Here is a 17,850-nt window from a genome sequence, read left to right on the forward strand (position 1 = left end):
AAAGCGGGCAAACGGTTGCTTCGCCCCGGCATCATCACAGGGGTAAGCGGCTGTTTGCCCGTTTTTCGTTGCCCTTTTGGAGCGGGCCACCAACCGGTGGTCCATCCCCCAGTTTGGGGGGAAGGTGGCACCCAATGGGGGGCATACATGAGTTTCTATCAACTCTAAGGTTCATGAGGGGGATGGTGAAATAGTTCCACTATTTCACCGTGACCTTCTGGACCTGAGCGTGGCAGTTCGGGTTGGCACGCGCCGGGCGAAGGAAACGCAACAGAGAGGTAGCTCGGGTGTCGCTGTCAGGTAGCGACGCCCGGGCTATTCTCCTCACGAGGTAGAAAGCTCACCGTTCGGGAGAAAGATGGCTCAGCCAGCGGGCTGAGCTTTGACCCTGTCGTAGGCGGCGAGGGCTGCCCGGCGAGTTTCGCCGAGGTCTACGAGCGGGGCCGGGTAAGCATCCGCGCCGTATTCGGGCACATTGGCACGGATGTACTGCTCGTGCGGGTCGAACTTGGCAGCCTGCAGGTTGGGATTGAAGATACGAAAATAGGGCGCAGCATCCGCCCCGGAACCGGCCACCCACTGCCAGCCGAACGGGTTGCTGGCGGCGTCGGCATCGACCAGGGTGTCCCAGAACCAGCGCTCGCCCTCACGCCAGTCGACCAACATATTCTTGATCAGGAATGAAGCGGTGACCATGCGTACTCGGTTATGCATACTTCCGGTGCGCCAGAGCTCGCGCATGCCGGCGTCGACGAGCGCGTAACCGGTGCGGCCTTGCTGCCAGGCGCCCAGGGCCGCGTTGTCGAGCGGCGGCCACGGGAAAGCGTCGAAGGCGGGCCGCAGGTTTTTCGTTGCGAGGTCGGGGGCGTGAAACAGCACGTGGTACGCGAACTCGCGCCAGCCGAGTTCGGTGAGAAACCGGGTGGCGCTTGACAGCGCCGGGCCCGAAAGATTGCTCCGAGCTCGCTCTGTGGCGGCCCAGACCTGGTGCGCGCTGATCTCACCCCAGCGCAAGTACGGCGACAGCCGCGACGTGGCGTTCTGGGCCGGTTCGTCACGTTCGGTGGCGTAACGGGGCAGCGATTCAGTCAGAAAATGCTCGAGCATGTGCTGAGCGGATGCCTCGCCCGGCACCCACGCCGCGCGCAGCCCGGCCGCCCAGTCGGGTGCGCGGGGCTCGAGGCCCCAGTCGTCGAGGTCGTCGGAGGCGAGTGCTGCGGGGGACGGAGTGTCGGAGGGCTGATGGTCGGACGGGATGCCGTCGGCGGGCACGTCAGTTGCGGCGATGCGACCGCTCCAGCCGGGAATGCTGGCGGGCGCCGGGTAGGGCGCGCGCGGAGGGGGGCCAGCGGTGCAGGCGCGCCAGAACGGCGTGAACACCGAATAGGAGCCACCCTGACCGGTTTGAATTGTCCACGGTTCGAACAGCAGTGAACCCGAAAAGCTGTGGGCTTCCACGCCGTGCGCGATCAAGTCGGCCTTGATCGCGGTATCGATCGTGCGTTCCGCCGCGCCGTAACGGCGATTCCAGAAGACGGCAGCGGCATCCGTTTCGCTAACGATTTCGGCGATGATCGCGGCTGCCGCGCCGCGGCGCAGAACGAGCCGACCGCCGAGGGCCTCAAGCGTGGCAGCGAGCGATGTGAGGCTCTGGTGCAGCCACCAGCGCGCGGCGCCGCCGAGTGGACGCACGCCGGGGGACACGTCGTCAAGTATGTACACGGCCAGGATCGGCCGGTCGCGGGCCAGGGCAGCGTGCAGGGCTGGATGGTCGGCGACCCGCAGATCGTCGCGGAACCAGACTATGACGGGGCCGGCGTGCTCGCCGGAGCGGGCCGAGGCGGCGGTGGGCGAAGTCATGGGCGTCTCCTTGCGACTACTCCAAGTGTGTACCCTACCGCGACCAGGGCGATGCACAGCATGTGGGTGTTTTCACGGAGCCAAGGGGCGTCGCTGTGCTGAATGCGGGCGATTTTCGTCCTGTTGGCGGGCCATATTCTATCCCCCAGATTGGGGGTCTTCCAAGAACAGATGGGGAGCATACCTGAGGCTGTCTCACCACTACGGTTCGATGTGGGGATGGTGAGAACGATCCATTATTCCACCTCGAAACCGACAATTTGAAAGGTAAATCAATGAACAAGCTCCTCACAGGGTCCATCGCCGGCGCCGCCGGTATCGCACTCCTCCTCGGCGGTGCAGGCACCTTCGCGCTGTGGAATTCCGAAGCGTCAATCGTTGGCGGAACCATCAATGCCGGCACGCTGACCGTCGCCGCGGGAGACGGCGTCTGGGCTGACCAGAACGGCAAGATTGCCATCGCTGACTACCTCATTGTTCCGGGCGACACGCTCACCTACAAGACCGTACTCGACGTGAAAGCAGAAGGTGACAACATCATGGCCCGACTCACCGTCGGCGATGGCAAGCTCGTTGCGGACAGTGCGTCTGATGCAGACAAGATGCTGGAGAGAATCCTCAAGGAGGACACCACAGTCGAGGTGCTGGAATTGGATGAAGGACAGGAAAGCCGCAAGCCGAAGCCTGGTAGCGAGCCCCTCCTCCTGACGGAAGATGACGCGAAGTACCTCGTCACCGTGACGATCACGTTCCCGGCCGGGGATAAGGGTCCCGGCGCCAAGGACAAGGGTCCCGCCATTGATGACGACATAGCGAAGACCGGACAGGTTGACCTCTCCGGCATCGCCGTGACGCTCGCTCAGTACCTGGAACTGTCATAGTCCCTCGCTAGACACAACCACGAAAGGAGAGTCGCGTGAAAGTTCGGGCTTCCCACGCGACTCTCCCGGTTGATCCGCCTCTGGGCGCTCAGCCCGACCCGATCAAGCAAGCCGCTGGTCTGTGGCACTCGGTCGGGTTCGCCCTCAGCGCCGCCCTGCTGGTGCTCGTTGTCGCCCTGGCCGTGGTGCTGATCGTCGTGCCGAAGGCCACCGGGTCGATTCCCCTGACCGTACTCACCAGCTCGATGGAGCCGAGCTTTCCGCCCGGCACTCTCATTATCGTGCGGCCCGTCGCGGTGGATGACCTGGTGCTGGGTGATGTTGTCACGTACCAGATGGAGACCGGAAAGCCTGGCGTGATCACCCATCGCATCACCGCGATTAACTCGACGGCTGGCGAGCGCGCGTTCGTCACGAAGGGCGACAACAACTCTCAAGCGGATGCCGACGCGGTGCTCGAAGGTCAAATTCAGGGCCGGCTCTGGTATTCGGTGCCGCTGATTGGTTACGTCAACAGTGCGATCAATGGTGCAAACCGCGCCTGGATCATTCCGGTGACCGCGACATTACTGTTTTGCTACGCGGGCTACATGTTCGTGAGCGGCGCTGCCGCCAGCGTTAGGCGGCGCCGCGACGCAGCCCAATTCGGAGGTAGACCGGCAGGTTCGGTTGTGGCCAACCGTGACTCGATAGACCAAGCAAACCACTAAAACGTTGATATTTTCATGAGGAACTGATGAGATCGTCTGAAAATCGTGTACGCACGGGCCATATTTGCGCAATTGCGCAAAACCCCGATTCCCCGTACTGGGGGTTGGGACGGAACAGACAAGGCTGTCTGTCCCACCTAGTGTGTGAATCGCGGATGGAGCTACGGGCGAAGAAAACACCAACGGGCTGCAGCAATTCATTACCCACTCCCCAGGGCTGTGGACGCCCAGCCGCAGCACTGCCGCGCTTGCCCCGCGGCGATCACGAAGCGGATGCTTCTGACGTTGCTTTACGCCTGCCGATTGTTAGCCTGAAATCACCCGAAGTTTTCAGGCCAGCACTCGAAGGGCCGCACCGCGGGTCGTACCGGTCTTCTCCGGGTACCCGCCACTTAGCGACGGGCACCCGGAGCCGTCAGCATCCACTCTCGATCTGCGAAAGCCGGTGACATTGTGAAATCGTTTCTGCTCGCGAGCGCGGCCATCTTGGGCGCGACCCTGTTGGCTACCGCCACCGTCGGCGGAACGTACGCCCTGTTGAACTCAAGCACCGACCTCGGCCCGGCAGTCACGATCCAGGCCGGAACGGCAACGCTCACCATCACATCATCACTCACGATGCCCAGCACCGCGCTGTATCCCGGCGCTAGAAATGTCGGCACGGTCACCGTGCAGAATGACGGTACAGTGCCGCTCCAGCTTCGCCTCGCCGGCTTGACTCCACCGACGGCACAGACCACGCTGTCCGACGCTCTGATCGTGGGGGCGCAAGTCGTTTCGGCGGTCGAAGAGTGCGAGTCGAGCCTTGCCCCCATCGTTACGGGTACCTTCGCCAACGCACCGAGCACCGACCTCGGCACGACCCTAGCTCCCGGTGCCGCGGCGATTCTCTGTGTCTCGGTGATGCTCACAGCGGATGCCCCGACCGACAGCCAATCCCTGGCAGCCACGAACTTCGAAATTCGTATCGACGGACGACAGGTCTAAGCCATGACATCGACTCGTTCCCTCCGTGAGCTGTATCGGCTGCGCGAGCGCCGGTCTAGCCCCGCGGCCAGCCACCCGCTGCGCTGGCCCGCCGGGCGGACTGCCGTGGCGATCGCCAGCGTCGTGTTTCTCAGCCTGGCCGGCACCGGCGTTGCCCAGGCGGTCTGGACCGCCGCTGCGGTCACGTCCACGGCATCCGTTCGCTCGGACGCCGTCACTATCACGCAGACCGGCTTTGCCGAGCTCGCGACCACGTACACATCAACCGCGCTCACCACCACTAAGCCGATCACCCTGACGAACGGCAACGTGCCAGCCAGCTTTAGCCTGGTACTTGGTGCAGCCCCCGCTGCCTCCGACTCGTTTGCCGGTGACATCAGCGTGCGCACCTGGCCGCTGGCCGCCGGCACCTGCGGTGCGCCGCCGCAGTCCGGGGTTACGGAGGGTACCTGGGCCGCGACAGTTTCTCTGAGCGGAGACCTGGCCGCGGGCGCCACGGCGCGGTACTGCGTGCAGACTTCGATTTCACACACCGTCGCCGGAACCAGACCGAGCACCTCAATGACAGCGCACATGGATCTTCACGCGCGGGCCGGAAACTGGACCTCACCGCACACGATCGTCAGCGCCGTGCAATCTGTCGTCAACACCGCGCCACGAGCGCTGGTGGCGGGCGAGAAAACGGACAGCTCCATCGAATTGAGCTGGAGTGCCCCCGAAGACTCGACCGTGACGCATTATCAGGTGTACCGCGACACTGCAGCGGTCGTGATGGAGCAGAGCGCCACGACCTTCACCGACACCGGCCGGGAGCCGAATACTCCCTACAGCTATACGGTCTACTCACTCGACGCGAGCGGCACTCAACTGGCGGTCTCGAACATGCTCGTGGTTTCCACTGATACGAGGGTGCCGACGCCTGGAACCTGGTACCACGTTGTCACCGCCGACAAGACCTGTGTCACCGCCGCCGACGGTCCCGAGCTCACGGCGAAACCGTGCTCGCCGGTTGCAACAGTGAAGTTCGGTTTCGTTGCCGACGGCAGTGACTTCAAAATCGTGGCAAACACAAACGCCACGGTGTGGGACTCACCGGCCAAGACGAAGAATTTTTCGAAGGTGACGCTGAAGACGGACGATTCGCACGCCAAGAAAGCCGAGCAGCGGTTCACCCTCCTCGCCATTGACGGCTCGACCGCGACCTTCCAGATTCGCAGCGTGGAGGAGATCACGCAGTGCCTACAGTCAGCGGATGCCTCGCTCACCATGCAGGCCTGTGATACCACGGCGCCCATTCAGGACGAGCAGAAATTTACCCTCAGGGAGGCGACCCAATGACCGGGCGCCTGAGCGGAAGCCGCACGGTACCGGCCGTTGAGGAGGCGCTCGCGCTGGCCCTGGGCGGAGCTGGCTCGTGCTGAGGGTAGGTGGAGCTGGCGGGTGTTGACCTGGGGTGGAGCTGGCGCGTGCTGACCTTTATGAGACGCGCAGCACGATCTTGCCGCGGGTGTGACCCAGCTCGAGCAGGCGGTGGGCGGCTGCACCCTCAGCGAGTTCGAACACCGAATCGATGTGTACACGCACGGCGCCGGAGTCTAACAGGGTCGAGAGCTCGTCGAGAGTGCGCGCGTCGGGGGACACCTTGAAACCGGTCGCGCGGCGGCCAGCTGCTGCGGCATCCGCTGCCATCGTTGGCCAACTGCCCGTCGGTGCATTCACGAGCAGGCCGCCCGGGCGGAGTGCCTTGAGCGAGCGGGTGCCGGTGTCGTCGTGCACGTTGCCGATGAGGTCGATGACCGAGTCAAGGTCGTGTGCCACATCTTCAAAGCGGGTGGTGGTGTAGTCGATGACCTCGTCGGCGCCGAGGTCGCGCAGAAAGTCGAGGTTGCGAGTCGAGCCGGTAGCGGTCACGTGGGCGCCGAGCATCCGGGCGAACTGCACCGCGAAGTGACCGACGCCGCCGCTGCCGGCGTGCACAAGCATCCGCTGCCCGGGAGCTGCCCCGGCTAATTTGACCATCCCCCACGCGGTCAGCGCGGCGATCGGAACTGCGGCGGCCTCGATGTGGCTGAGCCGGGCCGGTTTGCGGGCGACGCTCATGCTCGAGACCGACACGTACTCGGCGAAGCTGCCGCCGGTGCGCGGAACTCGGCCCATACCGTAGACGGCGTCGCCGGGCTGTAGGTCAGAGGCCTCGAACACCGTGCGCACGACGACCCCGCTGAAGTCGTTGCCGAGAATGGCCGGGTAGTGCTCGATAGCTGCCGCGACACCCTTGCCGGCCCTGGTCTTGGCGTCGATCGGGTTGAGGCCGGCTGCGACAACCTTAATGAGCACTTCGTCGGAGATTTGACGGGGCAGCGGATGATCTTGCAGGTGCAACATCTCGGGGGCGCCGGTCTCGTCAATGACGAGGGCGCGCATGGTTTCCGGCAGTTCGTATTCAGTAGCCATGCTCTCCATTCTGGCGCATGTCCCCTGCCGTATGCCCCATTTCCCGGGCCCTGGCCCGGAACACATCCTGAGCGCGCTCACGGTTCGCGGTGAGGGGACGCAAGTCGACCCAAAACAGGCCCCGAAAGGTCGATTTTGCATCCCCTCACGCCCGATTCGTCGACTGAGTCCGCCTTCGCAAGGCTCAGGTGAGGGGTGAGGGGTGAGGGGCAGGGGTGAGGGGTAGGGGCCGGGGCGCCGTGTTTTGCGTCACGCTGCGCGGGTGCTGCGCCAGTGCGCGGGAGTTCCGATACGGCCGAAAGTCCCGCGCAACACGCTGCGCGGGTGCTGCGCCAGTGCGCGGGAGTTGGGCCTCCCGCGCAGCGGCGTAGCCCCCGCGCACCGAGAGGTGTAGCGCGATCTTCGTCACGCACGGGGAGGTGTAGCGCAGAAATTCTGCGCCGCACTGCGGAGCGCACCGGGAGGTGCAGCGCGCGGGCCGGGCCGCTAGCGGCGGGCTTGCTCGTCGAGATTGTCGATCAGGGCGTTGGCGAGGCCGACCAGAATGGCGATTTGGTCTTCGTCACGTTCGATCCAGCGACATTCGGGCACCGGGGCAACCGGCACGAAGCCCTGATGCTCTTCCCAGACCAGCAGCGTGCGCTCGGCACCGAGCACATATTGCTGCCACCACACCTGTCGCAGATAGCTGCGCGGAACGCTGCGCCACGGCTTGCTCGTGGTCTTGATTTCGGCCAGGTGCAGATCGCCGTTGGGCGCCACGCCGACGCCGTCCGGCGTGGCCAAGTGCCGCGGGTGCGACAGCGATCGAAAGAGGTTCGTGCTCGGCTCAATGCCATAGTTTTCGAGCACCCAGGCTGCGATGACCGGTTCGCGGGCACGACCGTGGTCGGTGTAGCTGTTGCCAGAGAAGCTCGTGCCGTGCATTTTGTCGTGCGCCGCGTTCAGAATGGATTTCGGGGTCGACAGTTTCGCGACATCCGTTGCGGTGATGCCCTGGTTGCGCGCCCGCATCCAAGCCACCCGGTCGGTCGAGTCTGCGACGATGCGCAGCGTGTGCGGTGCCGGCAGCGAAACGGATGCTATGGGGTGCGTTAAAGGCTGGTCCAGCTCGAAGAGAGACTGCGTGGAATTTGGCACTCCTCTATTGTGTGCCCGCGCGCCCGGTCGGTGCGCCACCGCCACGGGGGTACCGCTCGATTGCGGGCCGCGCAAGCGGCTAGCGCCAGGCCCGTCTGCGTGGCCGAAGTGGCGCATCCGCTTGCTCTGAGAATCGTTATCGCGTAGTGACCCTACTTCGCTAACGTGGGGGCACGGCAATCAATTGGGGGAAAATTATGTCGCCGCTCACACACTCAGTTGGCCGATCGCGATTCGGCGCGCTCGCTATCGCCCTCGCTGTTCTGCTCAGCGGATGCGCCGGTCTCCCCGGTTTCCCCGCGGCGACCGACACCCCGGTTGCGCAACTCGCTGCCGAAGTCGATTGCCAGGCGCCCAACCTCAACCACGAGATCGTCGTGCAAGACGGGGTTCCGACCCAAACTGATCTGACCGCCGAGCATCCCGCCGCGCCGGATCCGGGACGGGTGCCCGCCGATTTTGAACCCGTCGCCGCTTATCGCTGCACCTTCTTCGGCAGCCTCGACGACGCGCAGGGCCGCTGGTCGGCCGTGACGGTCGAGAACCTCCAAGGGGATTTCGGTCTGCTACTGGCCGCACTCGCCGAACCCAACGACCAGGCGGGCCCCAATCAGGTCTGCACCGCCGACATGGAGTTGGTGCCGACGCTCTGGCTCGAAAACGCCGACGGTGACGCTCTGCGGGCGGCCTGGCCGCGCACCGCCTGCGGCAAAACCAAACCGGCAGCCCATGCAGCCCTCGACAACCTCGATCTGACCGATACGACCCTGCTTCCGCTCGTGCTGCAGGTCACGCGCGAGGCCCTCGACGCCAACTGCGCCATGACGGCCGGCGCTCCCGAGCAGTCACTGCTCTTCGGCGCCACCGGCCTGCAGACATACCGCAACCCCACAGAGATCGGGGAGGGCGTGCAGCTGACTCCCGCGTCGCCGGCTGAGACTCCATCCTTTGCCGGCGTCGACGGCGCGAGCGTCTGCGTCTACACGGTCGCCCCGGCGCGGGACCCCGATCTCAGCGAGCTCAACTCCATCGACGGGCTCGATGGTGATGCCCTCGGTGCAGTGATGAACCTGCAGTTCGGCACCTTTGCCAGCGCGAGCATCCTTGAAGCGGATGCCGCGGCGCTGCTCGCCGCCGCAGCATCCGCTTCGCAAGCACCCGAGTGCACGGCCGACCTCACCCGGTTCGCGGTGCTCTGGCCGGAGCGCGGCGACACCCGGCTCGACACGTCGACGCAGATCGAACTCGACGGCTGCCAGCGATTGTTTCTGCCGGGCAGCCATGCGCTCGTGCCGGAGCCGGCACTTCTGGCAGCCCTGCAGTAAGCACTGCACTAAAACCCTGCACTGACACGCGTTGCCAAAAAACCTGCGCGCCCACCCTGCGTTACGCGTGCGATAGGCCAGTCGACGCGCGAAGCGGCGGGGTGGCCGTTCGATGCGTGTGCAGCCGTCCGGCCCGGTCGAGAAAGTACAGAGCACCGCGGGCGATGTAGATCTCCCCAGCCAGCGGCGGGGTGTTCGCGAGTTCCGAGAAGCCGGTGTGGCCGAGCACGCCGAGCTTGTTCGTGCCGTAGGCCTTGGCGTAGAGCACGCCGTTGTAGGCCACCAGCCCGGTGAATCGTTCGCTCGACACGAGGCTGAACGTTGATCGCGCCCAGACGTAGACCTGACGGTGCGTACGAATATATAGTGCATCATCGAGGGCGGCGAACCCGGACGGCCCCTCGGCGGGAACACCGTGCAGTCGGGTAAACGATGACCCGCTATAGGTCGAGATGGCGCACACCGCAAAATCATGATGAACGACATAGAGGGCCCGACCAAATACCGTCAGGGCGAGAATGTCGCGGGGGGATCCGGCCACCGGCACGAGGTGACGACCGTTGATGTACCAGAGGCCGGACTGCAGTCGAAAGTAAGCGCGTCCGCGAAAGCTGGTTAGGAGCAGTTGCGAGGCCTCGGTCGTGGCAATGAAGGTGAACCGGCCGTTGCGATATCGATGGATCGAGGTGAGACCCGGATGCCGGTCGGACTCGGCAGTCAGGTAGAGGTCGGGGCCCACGGCGACCATGCGCGTGATTCCCACTGGGGCGTGAGGCACGGTGGCCAGGCTCGAACCGTCGAAGCAGAACAGCGCATCTCGTCCGTAGACCAGGAAGTAGGTCGTTCCGCCAACGTCGGTCAGATTGTGGGAATCGGCCGGGGCGTGGTCTACGAGTGCAGCCGGGCCGGACGGGATTGCGCGGCGGCGGAGCAGAGCTGGCAAGGTCATGGCCGGTTTTCCCCTCTGTCGTACTTCGTGTCTGATCGATGTTGCCCGTTCCACCTCAGGATTTACGGCAGAATTCGGGACGGAACCCAAGGATTGCCCCAGCACGCGGCAAATTCGCACGCCCAGGCAAGTTTGCTCACAGTGTGGGCTGGGGCAACGCATAGTCGACTCATAGAAAAGTAGCGATACTTACACTATGAGCACACGTGAGAGCGCACGGACCGGTCATGGCCCCCGGTTGACCAAGGCCGACGGCAGCGCCATTCGCGTTCTGGTCGTCGACGACGAACCGACCCTCACCGACCTGCTCTCGATGGCGCTGCGCTACGAGGGTTGGGAGGTGCGCACCGCCAGCGAGGGCCGTCAGGCGCTCACCATCGCCCGCGAATTTCGACCGGATGCCATCGTGCTCGACATCATGCTGCCGGATATCGACGGTCTGCAGGTGCTGCAGCGGGTGCGCGCCGACGGCTACGAGACCCCGGTGCTCTTTCTCACCGCCAAGGATTCCCTCGACGACCGCATCATTGGCCTCACCGCCGGCGGCGACGACTACGTCACCAAACCGTTCAGCCTCGAGGAGGTCGTCGCCCGGCTGCGCGGACTCATCCGCCGCTCCACCCTCGCCGTGGCCGACTCGACCGACCCGCGCATTGCCGTGGGCGATCTCACCCTCGATGAAGACAGCTACGAAGTTTTTCGCGGCGGCGACGCCATCGAACTGACCGCGACTGAGTTCGAACTACTGCGCTTTCTCATGCGCAACCCCCGCCGGGTGCTCAGCAAAGCCCAGATTCTCGACCGGGTTTGGAGCTACGACTTCGGTGGCAAATCCTCCGTCGTCGAGATCTACATCTCCTATCTGCGCAAGAAAATCGACGCCGGTCGTGAGCCAATGATCCACACGGTGCGTGGCGCCGGGTACATGCTCAAAACTGCGTCATGATGCAGCGCAAGCGGATGCCGCGCCGCCGCGGCCGTCCCCGCTCGCCGTGGACCCTGCAGCGGCGCCTCGTGCTCACCGTCGTCGGCCTGCTCGCACTCGTGAGCCTCACGATCGGCGTGGTGAGCGTGGTTATTCTGCGCGCCTCCCTGGTAGACCGGCTCGACGTGCAGCTCGCCTCCGCCGCCGACCGTTCCGGCCTGGAACTGGGCGTCGGTGATCTCGATGGCTTCGGCGGCCCTCGGTTCGGTACGCCGACGGCCGAGCGCATTCTCGGTGGCGCGGCTCAACCGCCCGGGCTGCTCGCGCTCGTCTACGACGGATCCACCATCACGACCGGCTACACCGACGACCAAAGTGGCGCGATTGAGGCGCTCTCGGCCGAGCAGGTGCAGCTTCTGGCCGACCACGTCAACCAGTCGGCGCCGGTCACCGTCAATCTCGGCGGTGAGGTGGGCGACTATCGGGTGCAGGCCGAAACGTCCCGCTCCGGCACGCTCTACCTGGTGGGTTTGCCCCTGACCGGAGTGGCGGCCACCGCAGCCCAGCTGGCTCTGATCATCGGCCTGGTCTCGCTCGCGGGCCTCGTCGTGGTCGCCGTCATGGCGGCCTGGGTGGTGCGGCTGGCCCTGCGTCCCCTGCAACGCGTGACCGCGACGGCCACCCGGGTGGCGCAGCTGCCGCTCGACCGCGGGGAGGTATCGCTTTCCGACCGGGTTCCGGCCGCCGACACCGACCCGCGCACCGAGGTCGGCCGGGTCGGCGCCGCCCTCAATCGCATGCTTGATCATGTCGACCTGGCGCTGGAGGCTCGGCAGCAAAGCGAGCGCAAGGTGCGGCAGTTCGTCGCCGACGCGAGCCACGAATTGCGCACGCCTTTGGCATCCATTCGTGGCTATTCCGAACTCACCCGGCGCAGCGGCCAGGAGCTGCCGCCCGACGCGATGCACGCGCTCGGTCGCATCGAGTCGGAGTCGGTGCGCATGACCGGGCTGGTCGAAGACCTGCTATTGCTGGCCCGCCTCGATGAAGGTCGCGAACTCGAACTGGAGCCCGTCGATCTGACCGTGCTGCTCGTCGATGCCGTCAGTGACGCCCACGCCGCCGGCCGCGACCACGTCTGGAACCTCGAACTGCCCGAAGAACCCCTCGACGCGATTGGCGACGAACCGCGTCTACGCCAGGTGATCGCTAACCTGCTCGCCAACGCCCGGGTGCACACTCCGGTCGGCACGACCGTCGTGGTCGCGCTCGCCGCCGAGCGCGAGAGCGCGGTGATAACGGTAACGGATGACGGTCCCGGCATCCCCGCGGAACTCACGGCCACCTTGTTCGAGCGTTTCGCCCGCGGCGACAGTTCGCGCTTTCGCGCCGCCAACGCTGCCGGTGCGCCGAGTACCGGAAGTACCGGTCTCGGTTTGGCCATCGTGGCCGCGGTCGTTGCCGCGCACCACGGCAAGGTCACCGTCGACAGCCGCCCCGGCCACACAACCTTCCGCGTAGCACTGCCGCTGGCCTGATGTGCCAATCCCGCTGGTCGAAGCCGGGGTCCTGTGGTCTCGATCACTCGTGCCTCGCGCCTCGACCGGCGGTTCTCGCGCCCTGAACGGGCAGGAGGAGTCGACGCCGGTCAGTCGGGAGTGTTCAGCCGGGCGAGCAACTCGGCGAACCGGGTGAGATCTTCGTCAGACCAGTTGTGCAGGCGACTGAGTACGCGCGCCGACTTATCGGCGCGCACCTCGGCGAGTTTCGCCTCGGCCAGGGGGGTTAGCGCAAAATACTTGACCCGTCCGTCGTCCTCATCGGTCTGGGTCGCTATCAAACCGAGGTCAAGCAGCGCGCGAGCCTGGCGGCTGATGACGCTCTTATCGACCACCAGATTCTCGGCCAGGGCGCCGGCGTGGGTCGGACCGCAACGCTCGAGCGTGCGCATGAACTTGAGCCCGAACGGTTGCAGGGTGGGGTTGATGGCGAGAGCGCTGTCGCGCATACTTGCGCGAATGTTCCCCGCAAGTACCGTCATCTGTTCCTCGATGGCCGCCACGGCAGCATCCGTTGTGGTGGTGGTCATGATCGGATTCTACCGGCACCCGTTTCGGTGGTCACCGGCGGCAGGGCAACGGATGCCGTACTCACGTCAACCAAAATCTGCTCGGTTGTCGGTTCCAGCGCCTGACCAGTGCCGTCAGACTGCGCGGCGGCCTTGCGCTTCAGATCGATGCCGGTCATGGTACCCAGGGGGATATTGGGCAGGAGTGCGACCGTCACCAGGGTGATCACCGCCAGCGGAACCGTGATCAAAAAGACGTTGCCCACTCCGGTGCCGTAGGCCGACTCAACGACGACGCGCAGGGCCGCCGGTAGCAGAGACACCTGCGGAATGATGCCATCGCCGAGCGTCTCTGCGGCCACGACTTGATTGGCCGCGCTGAGAGTAGTGGTGCCGTCACGGATGTACTGGGCCACCAGGGTGCCGAGCACGGAGCCCATGATCGAAACACCGATGGTGCCGCCGAGGCTGCGAAAGAAGGTGACGGTGCTCGTGGCTACGCCGAGGTGGGTGACTTCTACGGTGTTCTGCACGACGAGCACCAGGTTTTGCATGAGCATGCCAACGCCGGCGCCGAGAATGAACATGAAGATTCCCACGAAGACCAGGCTCGTGTCGTAGCGCAGCGAGCCGAGCAAGAGCGAGCCCGCCAACACGAGCACGCTGCCGGAGACCATGATGGACTTCCACTTGCCGGTGCGGCTGATCAGGTTGCCGAAGAAGGTGGAGGAGATCAGTAGCCCGCCCATCATCGGGATAGTCAGCAGGCCAGACTCGGTCGGTGTTGCACCGCGTGCGAGTTGCATGTACTGGCTGAGAAAGACCGAGGTGCCGAACATGGCGACGCCCACCGAGAGGCTCGCGATGACGGCCAGAGAGACGGTGCGGTTCTTGAACAGGTCGAGCGGAATGATCGGTTCCTTCGCTTTGAACTCCACGATGACGGCTATGAGCAGCAAAATGGCTGCGCCGAGCACCATGACAAATGAGATTAATGACGCCCATTCAAACGAGTTGCCTGCCAAGGTCACCCAGACCATCAGAAGCGACACGCCGGCGCTGATCAGCACGATGCCCAGGTAATCGATGCTCACCACGCGCTTGACGCGTTCGGGTAGGTGCAGGGTGACCTGCAACAAAATGATCGCGACGATCGCGACGGGCAGGGCGATAAAGAAGTTCCAGCGCCAGCCGAAGGCATCCGTTATGACGCCGCCGAGCAGCGGGCCACCGATGGTGCCGAGGGCCATGACCGCGCCGAACAGGCCCGCGTACCGGCCACGCTCGCGTGGGCTGATGATGTCGGCCATGATGATTTGGCTGAGGGCGGCCAGACCGCCGCCGCCGAGCCCCTGCATGATGCGGAATACGATGAGCGTGTCGGTGTTCTGCGCGAATCCGGCCAGCGCTGAGCCCAGCACGAAGACCACCAGAGCGAGTTGAATGAGTAGCTTGCGGTTGAACAGGTCGGCGAACTTACCCCAGATGGGTGTCGAAACGGCGGTTGCCAGCAGGGTGCTGGTGACGACCCAGGTGTAGGCCGACTGATCGCCCTCGAGCTCGGAGATGATCAGCGGAAGCGAGGTGGCGACGACCGTGCCGGCCAGAATTGACACGAACATGCCCAGCAGTAAACCCGAGAGGGCCTCCAATACCTGGCGATGGCTCATTGACCCGTCGGTGTTGGGGGCGTGACGAACGGATGCTGTGCTGCGGCGAGATGCGCGACTCATTAAACTCCTGCGATTAGTTAACAACTGTCAACTATACGCAACTAGTAGACCGATGTCAACCATCTCGGCATCCGCTCGTGATTTGCATCGAACGCGGCGCTCACCTAAGCTAAACCCTAGCCACAGACCGCCGGTTGCTGCGTCATGTTGAAAGACAGAAGCGCAGACGAAGGTTCATTCACGTGAACGGCCCGCGCAGGTGTTCGAAGTTCAGTTACAGTCTTTTGGATTGTTCCCCAGCTCCGGCGCCTTGCGCTGGAGCTTTTTTCATGTCTGCGCCCCGGGCTACCCGGCACATGATTATTAATGAGGAGCACCATGGCGAACAAGGAAGCAACGGTCGCCGAGCTTACGGAGAAATTCCAGAGCTCGACCGCCGTTCTGCTCACCGAGTACCGCGGTCTCACTGTTGCGCAGCTCAAGAGCCTGCGTACGTCCATCAGTGAGGACGCCACGTACGCCGTGGTAAAGAACACGCTCACCAAGATTGCGGCCAACAAGGCCGGCATCACCTCGTTCGACGAGGAACTTGTCGGTCCGTCCGCTATCGCCTTCGTGCACGGAGACCCCGTCGCCGTCGCGAAGACCCTGCGTGCCTTTACCAAGGCAAACCCTCTCCTGGTGGTAAAGGGCGGTTACTTTGACGGTAACCCGCTCACCGCAGCGGAGGTTGGCAAGCTTGCCGACCTCGAGTCCCGCGAGGTGCTGCTGGCCAAGCTGGCCGGCGCCTTCAAGGCATCGCTGTTCGGAGCCGCTTATCTCTTCCAGGCACCGCTGTCGAAGGCTGTTCGCACCATCGACGCGCTGCGTGAGAAGCAGGAGTCCGCGAACTAGGCATTTGCCTAGCATCGCGGTTCACGAATTTTTAAGAAACTAAAAGGAGTACATCATGGCAAAGCTTTCCACTGAAGACCTGCTTGAGCAGTTCAAGGGCCTGACCCTCATCGAGCTCTCCGAGTTCGTCAAGGCGTTCGAGGAGACCTTCGAGGTCACCGCAGCCGCTCCCGTCGCCGCTGCCGGAGCCGCTGGCCCCGCCGCTGCCGTTGAAGAGGTTGAAGAGCAGACCGCATTCGACGTCATCCTTGACGCCGTCGGCGACAAGAAGATCCAGGTCATCAAGGTTGTGCGCGAGCTCACCAGCCTGGGCCTCGGCGAGGCCAAGGCCGTTGTCGATGGCGCGCCGAAGGCCGTCCTCGAGGGCGTTGCCAAGGACGCTGCCGACAAGGCCAAGGCTTCCCTCGAAGAGGCCGGCGCAACCGTTACCCTCAAGTAATCTCTGCCCCACACGGGGCTCTGTTTGAGTAGTCTCACCGAGAGGCGTCATTTCCGCGAGGAAATGGCGCCTCTCGTGGTTAACCGCACCTGCCGCGTGAGTAACAATTAGGCATCCACCAGCACTGCCTGGGCCCCGTGAACTTGCCGGGCGGTCCTCTTCCCTTCTATGTTGGTAGGACGTTCTTTCGAGTAAGCCTGCACAGCTCAATGAGGAGAAGACAATGCGATTCCTGCGTCATCACCGAATCACCGTCCCCATCGCCATCGCGGCCGCTGCGGGTTTGGCACTCGCTGGGTGCTCATCCGGGGAATCAACGCCAGATGACACCGCTGCCAACGGCGACTTCGCCGGCGAGACCCTCGAAATCTCGGCCGCCTGGTCTGGCGCCGAGCAGACCAACTTTGAAGCCGTGCTCGCCGCATTCGAAGAGCAGTCCGGTGCCACCGTAAACTACACAAGCTTCGGCGACAACGCTGCGACCACGCTCGGAACCCAGATTGAGGGCGGCAGCCCGCCCAACGTTGCCATGCTCGCGCAGCCTGCTTTGATGGCGCAGCTCGCCGCCGACGGCAGCCTGCAGCCGCTGTCCGACGCCGCCGTCGCGGCCGTCGCCGAGAACTACTCGCAGAGCTGGGTTGACCTCGGAAGCGCAGACGGCACCCAGTACGGCGTCTGGTTCAAGGCCTCGAACAAATCGACCATGTGGTACAACACCGATCTGTATGACCAGGCCGGGGCATCCGTTCCCGAAGATTGGGATGACCTGCTCGTGCAACTCCAGCTCGTGGCCGACTCGGGCTATGCGGGAATCTCTATTGGAGCGGATGTCGGCTGGCCGCTGACTGACTGGTTCGAGAATGTCTACCTGCAGACTGCCGGCGGCGACCTCTATGACCAGCTCACCAACCATGAGATCCCGTGGACCGACCCGTCGGTAGCAGTGGCGCTCGACGCGCTCGCAACGCTCTGGGGTAACGACGCACTCGTACAATCCGGTGCCGCCCAGCGTACCTTCCCCGAGTCGGTGACCGAGGTCTTCGGCGCTGACCCGCAGGCAGCGACGATGTATGAAGGCGACTTTGTTGCCGGCAATATCACCGAGGACGGCAATTCGGTCGTCGGCGAGAACGCCCTGTTCTTCGACTTTCCTGCGGTGAACGGCTCGGCGCCGGCCGTCGTTGGCGGTGGCGACGTTGCCGTCGCCTTTACCGATGACGCTGCAACGGACGCGCTCATGCAGTTTCTTGCATCGCCAGAAGCTGCAGAAGTCTGGGTTCCGGAGGGCGGTCTCACCTCGCCAAACAACAACGTCGACACGGCGCTCTACCCCGACGACACCAGCCGTCAGATCGCCGAAGCCCTCACTGGCGCCGAGACGTTCCGCTTCGACATGTCCGACCTCACGCCGAGTGCCTTCGGTGGTACCCCCGGCCAGGGTTTCTGGCAGATCATGATCTCGTTCCTGCAGGACTCGAGTGATGTCGCCGGTACCCAGCAGGCGCTCGAGGATGCCGCGCTCGCGGCATACGCCGGCTAAGTCCA

At 64.3% G+C, this 17,850-nt stretch carries 16 protein-coding genes; 10 read left to right on the forward strand and 6 right to left on the reverse strand.

Going from position 1 to position 17,850, the window contains the following annotated elements:
* Nucleotides 1-363: 363 nt before the first annotated feature.
* Nucleotides 364-1,860 (reverse strand): deoxyribodipyrimidine photo-lyase, encoded by a 1,497-nt coding sequence (locus CXY75_RS12420; protein ID WP_104083127.1) that lies wholly within the window; start codon nt 1,858-1,860, stop codon nt 364-366.
* Between the two features lie 275 nt (nt 1,861-2,135).
* Between CXY75_RS12420 and CXY75_RS12425 the strand changes: the two genes are divergently transcribed.
* From CXY75_RS12425 to CXY75_RS12440, 4 genes are all read left to right on the forward strand, one after another.
* A complete protein-coding gene (locus CXY75_RS12425) occupies nt 2,136-2,741 on the forward strand; it encodes an alternate-type signal peptide domain-containing protein (protein ID WP_104083128.1) in 606 nt (201 codons plus the stop codon).
* A 35-nt stretch (nt 2,742-2,776) separates the two neighbouring features.
* Complete coding sequence (locus CXY75_RS12430; RefSeq protein WP_104083129.1) at nt 2,777-3,451, forward strand: signal peptidase I; 675 nt, start codon at nt 2,777-2,779, stop codon at nt 3,449-3,451.
* Between the two features lie 453 nt (nt 3,452-3,904).
* A complete protein-coding gene (locus CXY75_RS12435; protein WP_104083130.1) occupies nt 3,905-4,438 on the forward strand; it encodes a hypothetical protein in 534 nt (177 codons plus the stop codon).
* 3 nt (nt 4,439-4,441) lie between these two features.
* Nucleotides 4,442-5,776 carry a fibronectin type III domain-containing protein gene (locus tag CXY75_RS12440; protein WP_104083131.1) on the forward strand — a complete coding sequence of 445 codons (1,335 nt, stop codon included), beginning with the start codon at nt 4,442-4,444 and terminating at the stop codon, nt 5,774-5,776.
* Between the two features lie 138 nt (nt 5,777-5,914).
* On the opposite strand, the gene CXY75_RS12445 is transcribed toward CXY75_RS12440, so the two are convergent.
* Complete coding sequence (locus tag CXY75_RS12445; RefSeq protein WP_233201877.1) at nt 5,915-6,892, reverse strand: NADP-dependent oxidoreductase; 978 nt, start codon at nt 6,890-6,892, stop codon at nt 5,915-5,917.
* A 486-nt stretch (nt 6,893-7,378) separates the two neighbouring features.
* A complete protein-coding gene (locus CXY75_RS12450; RefSeq protein WP_199182457.1) occupies nt 7,379-7,906 on the reverse strand; it encodes a YqaJ viral recombinase family protein in 528 nt (175 codons plus the stop codon).
* A 323-nt stretch (nt 7,907-8,229) separates the two neighbouring features.
* On the opposite strand from CXY75_RS12450, the gene CXY75_RS12455 reads away from it, so the two are divergent.
* The gene (locus tag CXY75_RS12455; RefSeq protein WP_104083133.1) at nt 8,230-9,357 is read left to right on the forward strand and encodes a hypothetical protein; all 1,128 of its coding nucleotides are present in this window, start codon (nt 8,230-8,232) and stop codon (nt 9,355-9,357) included.
* A gap of 61 nt (nt 9,358-9,418) precedes the next feature.
* On the opposite strand, the gene CXY75_RS12460 is transcribed toward CXY75_RS12455, so the two are convergent.
* Nucleotides 9,419-10,306, reverse strand: a complete 888-nt coding sequence (locus CXY75_RS12460) for a hypothetical protein (protein ID WP_104083134.1) — start codon at nt 10,304-10,306, stop codon at nt 9,419-9,421.
* A 196-nt stretch (nt 10,307-10,502) separates the two neighbouring features.
* On the opposite strand from CXY75_RS12460, the gene CXY75_RS12465 reads away from it, so the two are divergent.
* Complete coding sequence (locus tag CXY75_RS12465) at nt 10,503-11,252, forward strand: response regulator transcription factor (protein ID WP_104083135.1); 750 nt, start codon at nt 10,503-10,505, stop codon at nt 11,250-11,252.
* Entirely contained in the window at nt 11,249-12,769 is a 1,521-nt protein-coding gene (locus CXY75_RS12470; RefSeq protein WP_104083136.1) for a cell wall metabolism sensor histidine kinase WalK, read from the forward strand. The genes CXY75_RS12465 and CXY75_RS12470 overlap by 4 nt, the downstream gene beginning before the upstream one ends.
* Nucleotides 12,770-12,879: 110 nt before the next feature.
* Here the strand turns inward: CXY75_RS12470 and CXY75_RS12475 are convergent, their stop codons facing one another.
* Entirely contained in the window at nt 12,880-13,320 is a 441-nt protein-coding gene (locus tag CXY75_RS12475; protein ID WP_104083137.1) for a MarR family winged helix-turn-helix transcriptional regulator, read from the reverse strand.
* Nucleotides 13,317-14,969: an MFS transporter gene (locus CXY75_RS12480; RefSeq protein ID WP_104083315.1), complete on the reverse strand. Its 1,653-nt coding sequence runs from the start codon at nt 14,967-14,969 to the stop codon at nt 13,317-13,319. Before CXY75_RS12480 ends, CXY75_RS12475 begins: the two co-directional genes overlap by 4 nt.
* Nucleotides 14,970-15,350: 381 nt before the next feature.
* Between CXY75_RS12480 and rplJ the strand changes: the two genes are divergently transcribed.
* The 3 genes from rplJ (at nt 15,351) to CXY75_RS12495 (ending at nt 17,845) form a co-directional block, all read left to right on the forward strand.
* Nucleotides 15,351-15,866: a 50S ribosomal protein L10 gene (gene rplJ, locus CXY75_RS12485; RefSeq protein WP_104083138.1), complete on the forward strand. Its 516-nt coding sequence runs from the start codon at nt 15,351-15,353 to the stop codon at nt 15,864-15,866.
* Nucleotides 15,867-15,921: 55 nt separating this feature from the next.
* The gene (gene rplL / locus CXY75_RS12490; protein ID WP_104083139.1) at nt 15,922-16,305 is read left to right on the forward strand and encodes a 50S ribosomal protein L7/L12; all 384 of its coding nucleotides are present in this window, start codon (nt 15,922-15,924) and stop codon (nt 16,303-16,305) included.
* A gap of 223 nt (nt 16,306-16,528) precedes the next feature.
* Nucleotides 16,529-17,845: an ABC transporter substrate-binding protein gene (locus CXY75_RS12495; RefSeq protein WP_104083140.1), complete on the forward strand. Its 1,317-nt coding sequence runs from the start codon at nt 16,529-16,531 to the stop codon at nt 17,843-17,845.
* Nucleotides 17,846-17,850: the final 5 nt, after the last annotated feature.

The organism is Cryobacterium sp. Y11 (assembly GCF_002929535.1).
Classification (GTDB): domain Bacteria; phylum Actinomycetota; class Actinomycetes; order Actinomycetales; family Microbacteriaceae; genus Cryobacterium.

What these genes read in the sequence shown, in the direction of transcription:
- CXY75_RS12470 (WP_104083136.1), top strand. Translation starts at nt 11,249, where the DNA reads ATGATGCAGCGCAAGCGGATGCCGCGCCGCCGCGGCCGTCCCCGCTCG.
- rplL (WP_104083139.1), top strand. Translation starts at nt 15,922, where the DNA reads ATGGCAAAGCTTTCCACTGAAGACCTGCTTGAGCAGTTCAAGGGCCTG.
- CXY75_RS12450 (WP_199182457.1), bottom strand. Translation starts at nt 7,906, where the DNA reads ATGCGGGCGCGCAACCAGGGCATCACCGCAACGGATGTCGCGAAACTG.
- CXY75_RS12460 (WP_104083134.1), bottom strand. Translation starts at nt 10,306, where the DNA reads ATGACCTTGCCAGCTCTGCTCCGCCGCCGCGCAATCCCGTCCGGCCCG.
- CXY75_RS12425 (WP_104083128.1), top strand. Translation starts at nt 2,136, where the DNA reads ATGAACAAGCTCCTCACAGGGTCCATCGCCGGCGCCGCCGGTATCGCA.
- CXY75_RS12445 (WP_233201877.1), bottom strand. Translation starts at nt 6,892, where the DNA reads ATGGCTACTGAATACGAACTGCCGGAAACCATGCGCGCCCTCGTCATT.
- CXY75_RS12440 (WP_104083131.1), top strand. Translation starts at nt 4,442, where the DNA reads ATGACATCGACTCGTTCCCTCCGTGAGCTGTATCGGCTGCGCGAGCGC.
- CXY75_RS12420 (WP_104083127.1), bottom strand. Translation starts at nt 1,860, where the DNA reads ATGACTTCGCCCACCGCCGCCTCGGCCCGCTCCGGCGAGCACGCCGGC.
- CXY75_RS12455 (WP_104083133.1), top strand. Translation starts at nt 8,230, where the DNA reads ATGTCGCCGCTCACACACTCAGTTGGCCGATCGCGATTCGGCGCGCTC.
- rplJ (WP_104083138.1), top strand. Translation starts at nt 15,351, where the DNA reads ATGGCGAACAAGGAAGCAACGGTCGCCGAGCTTACGGAGAAATTCCAG.
- CXY75_RS12480 (WP_104083315.1), bottom strand. Translation starts at nt 14,969, where the DNA reads ATGAGCCATCGCCAGGTATTGGAGGCCCTCTCGGGTTTACTGCTGGGC.
- CXY75_RS12475 (WP_104083137.1), bottom strand. Translation starts at nt 13,320, where the DNA reads ATGACCACCACCACAACGGATGCTGCCGTGGCGGCCATCGAGGAACAG.
- CXY75_RS12465 (WP_104083135.1), top strand. Translation starts at nt 10,503, where the DNA reads ATGAGCACACGTGAGAGCGCACGGACCGGTCATGGCCCCCGGTTGACC.
- CXY75_RS12495 (WP_104083140.1), top strand. Translation starts at nt 16,529, where the DNA reads ATGCGATTCCTGCGTCATCACCGAATCACCGTCCCCATCGCCATCGCG.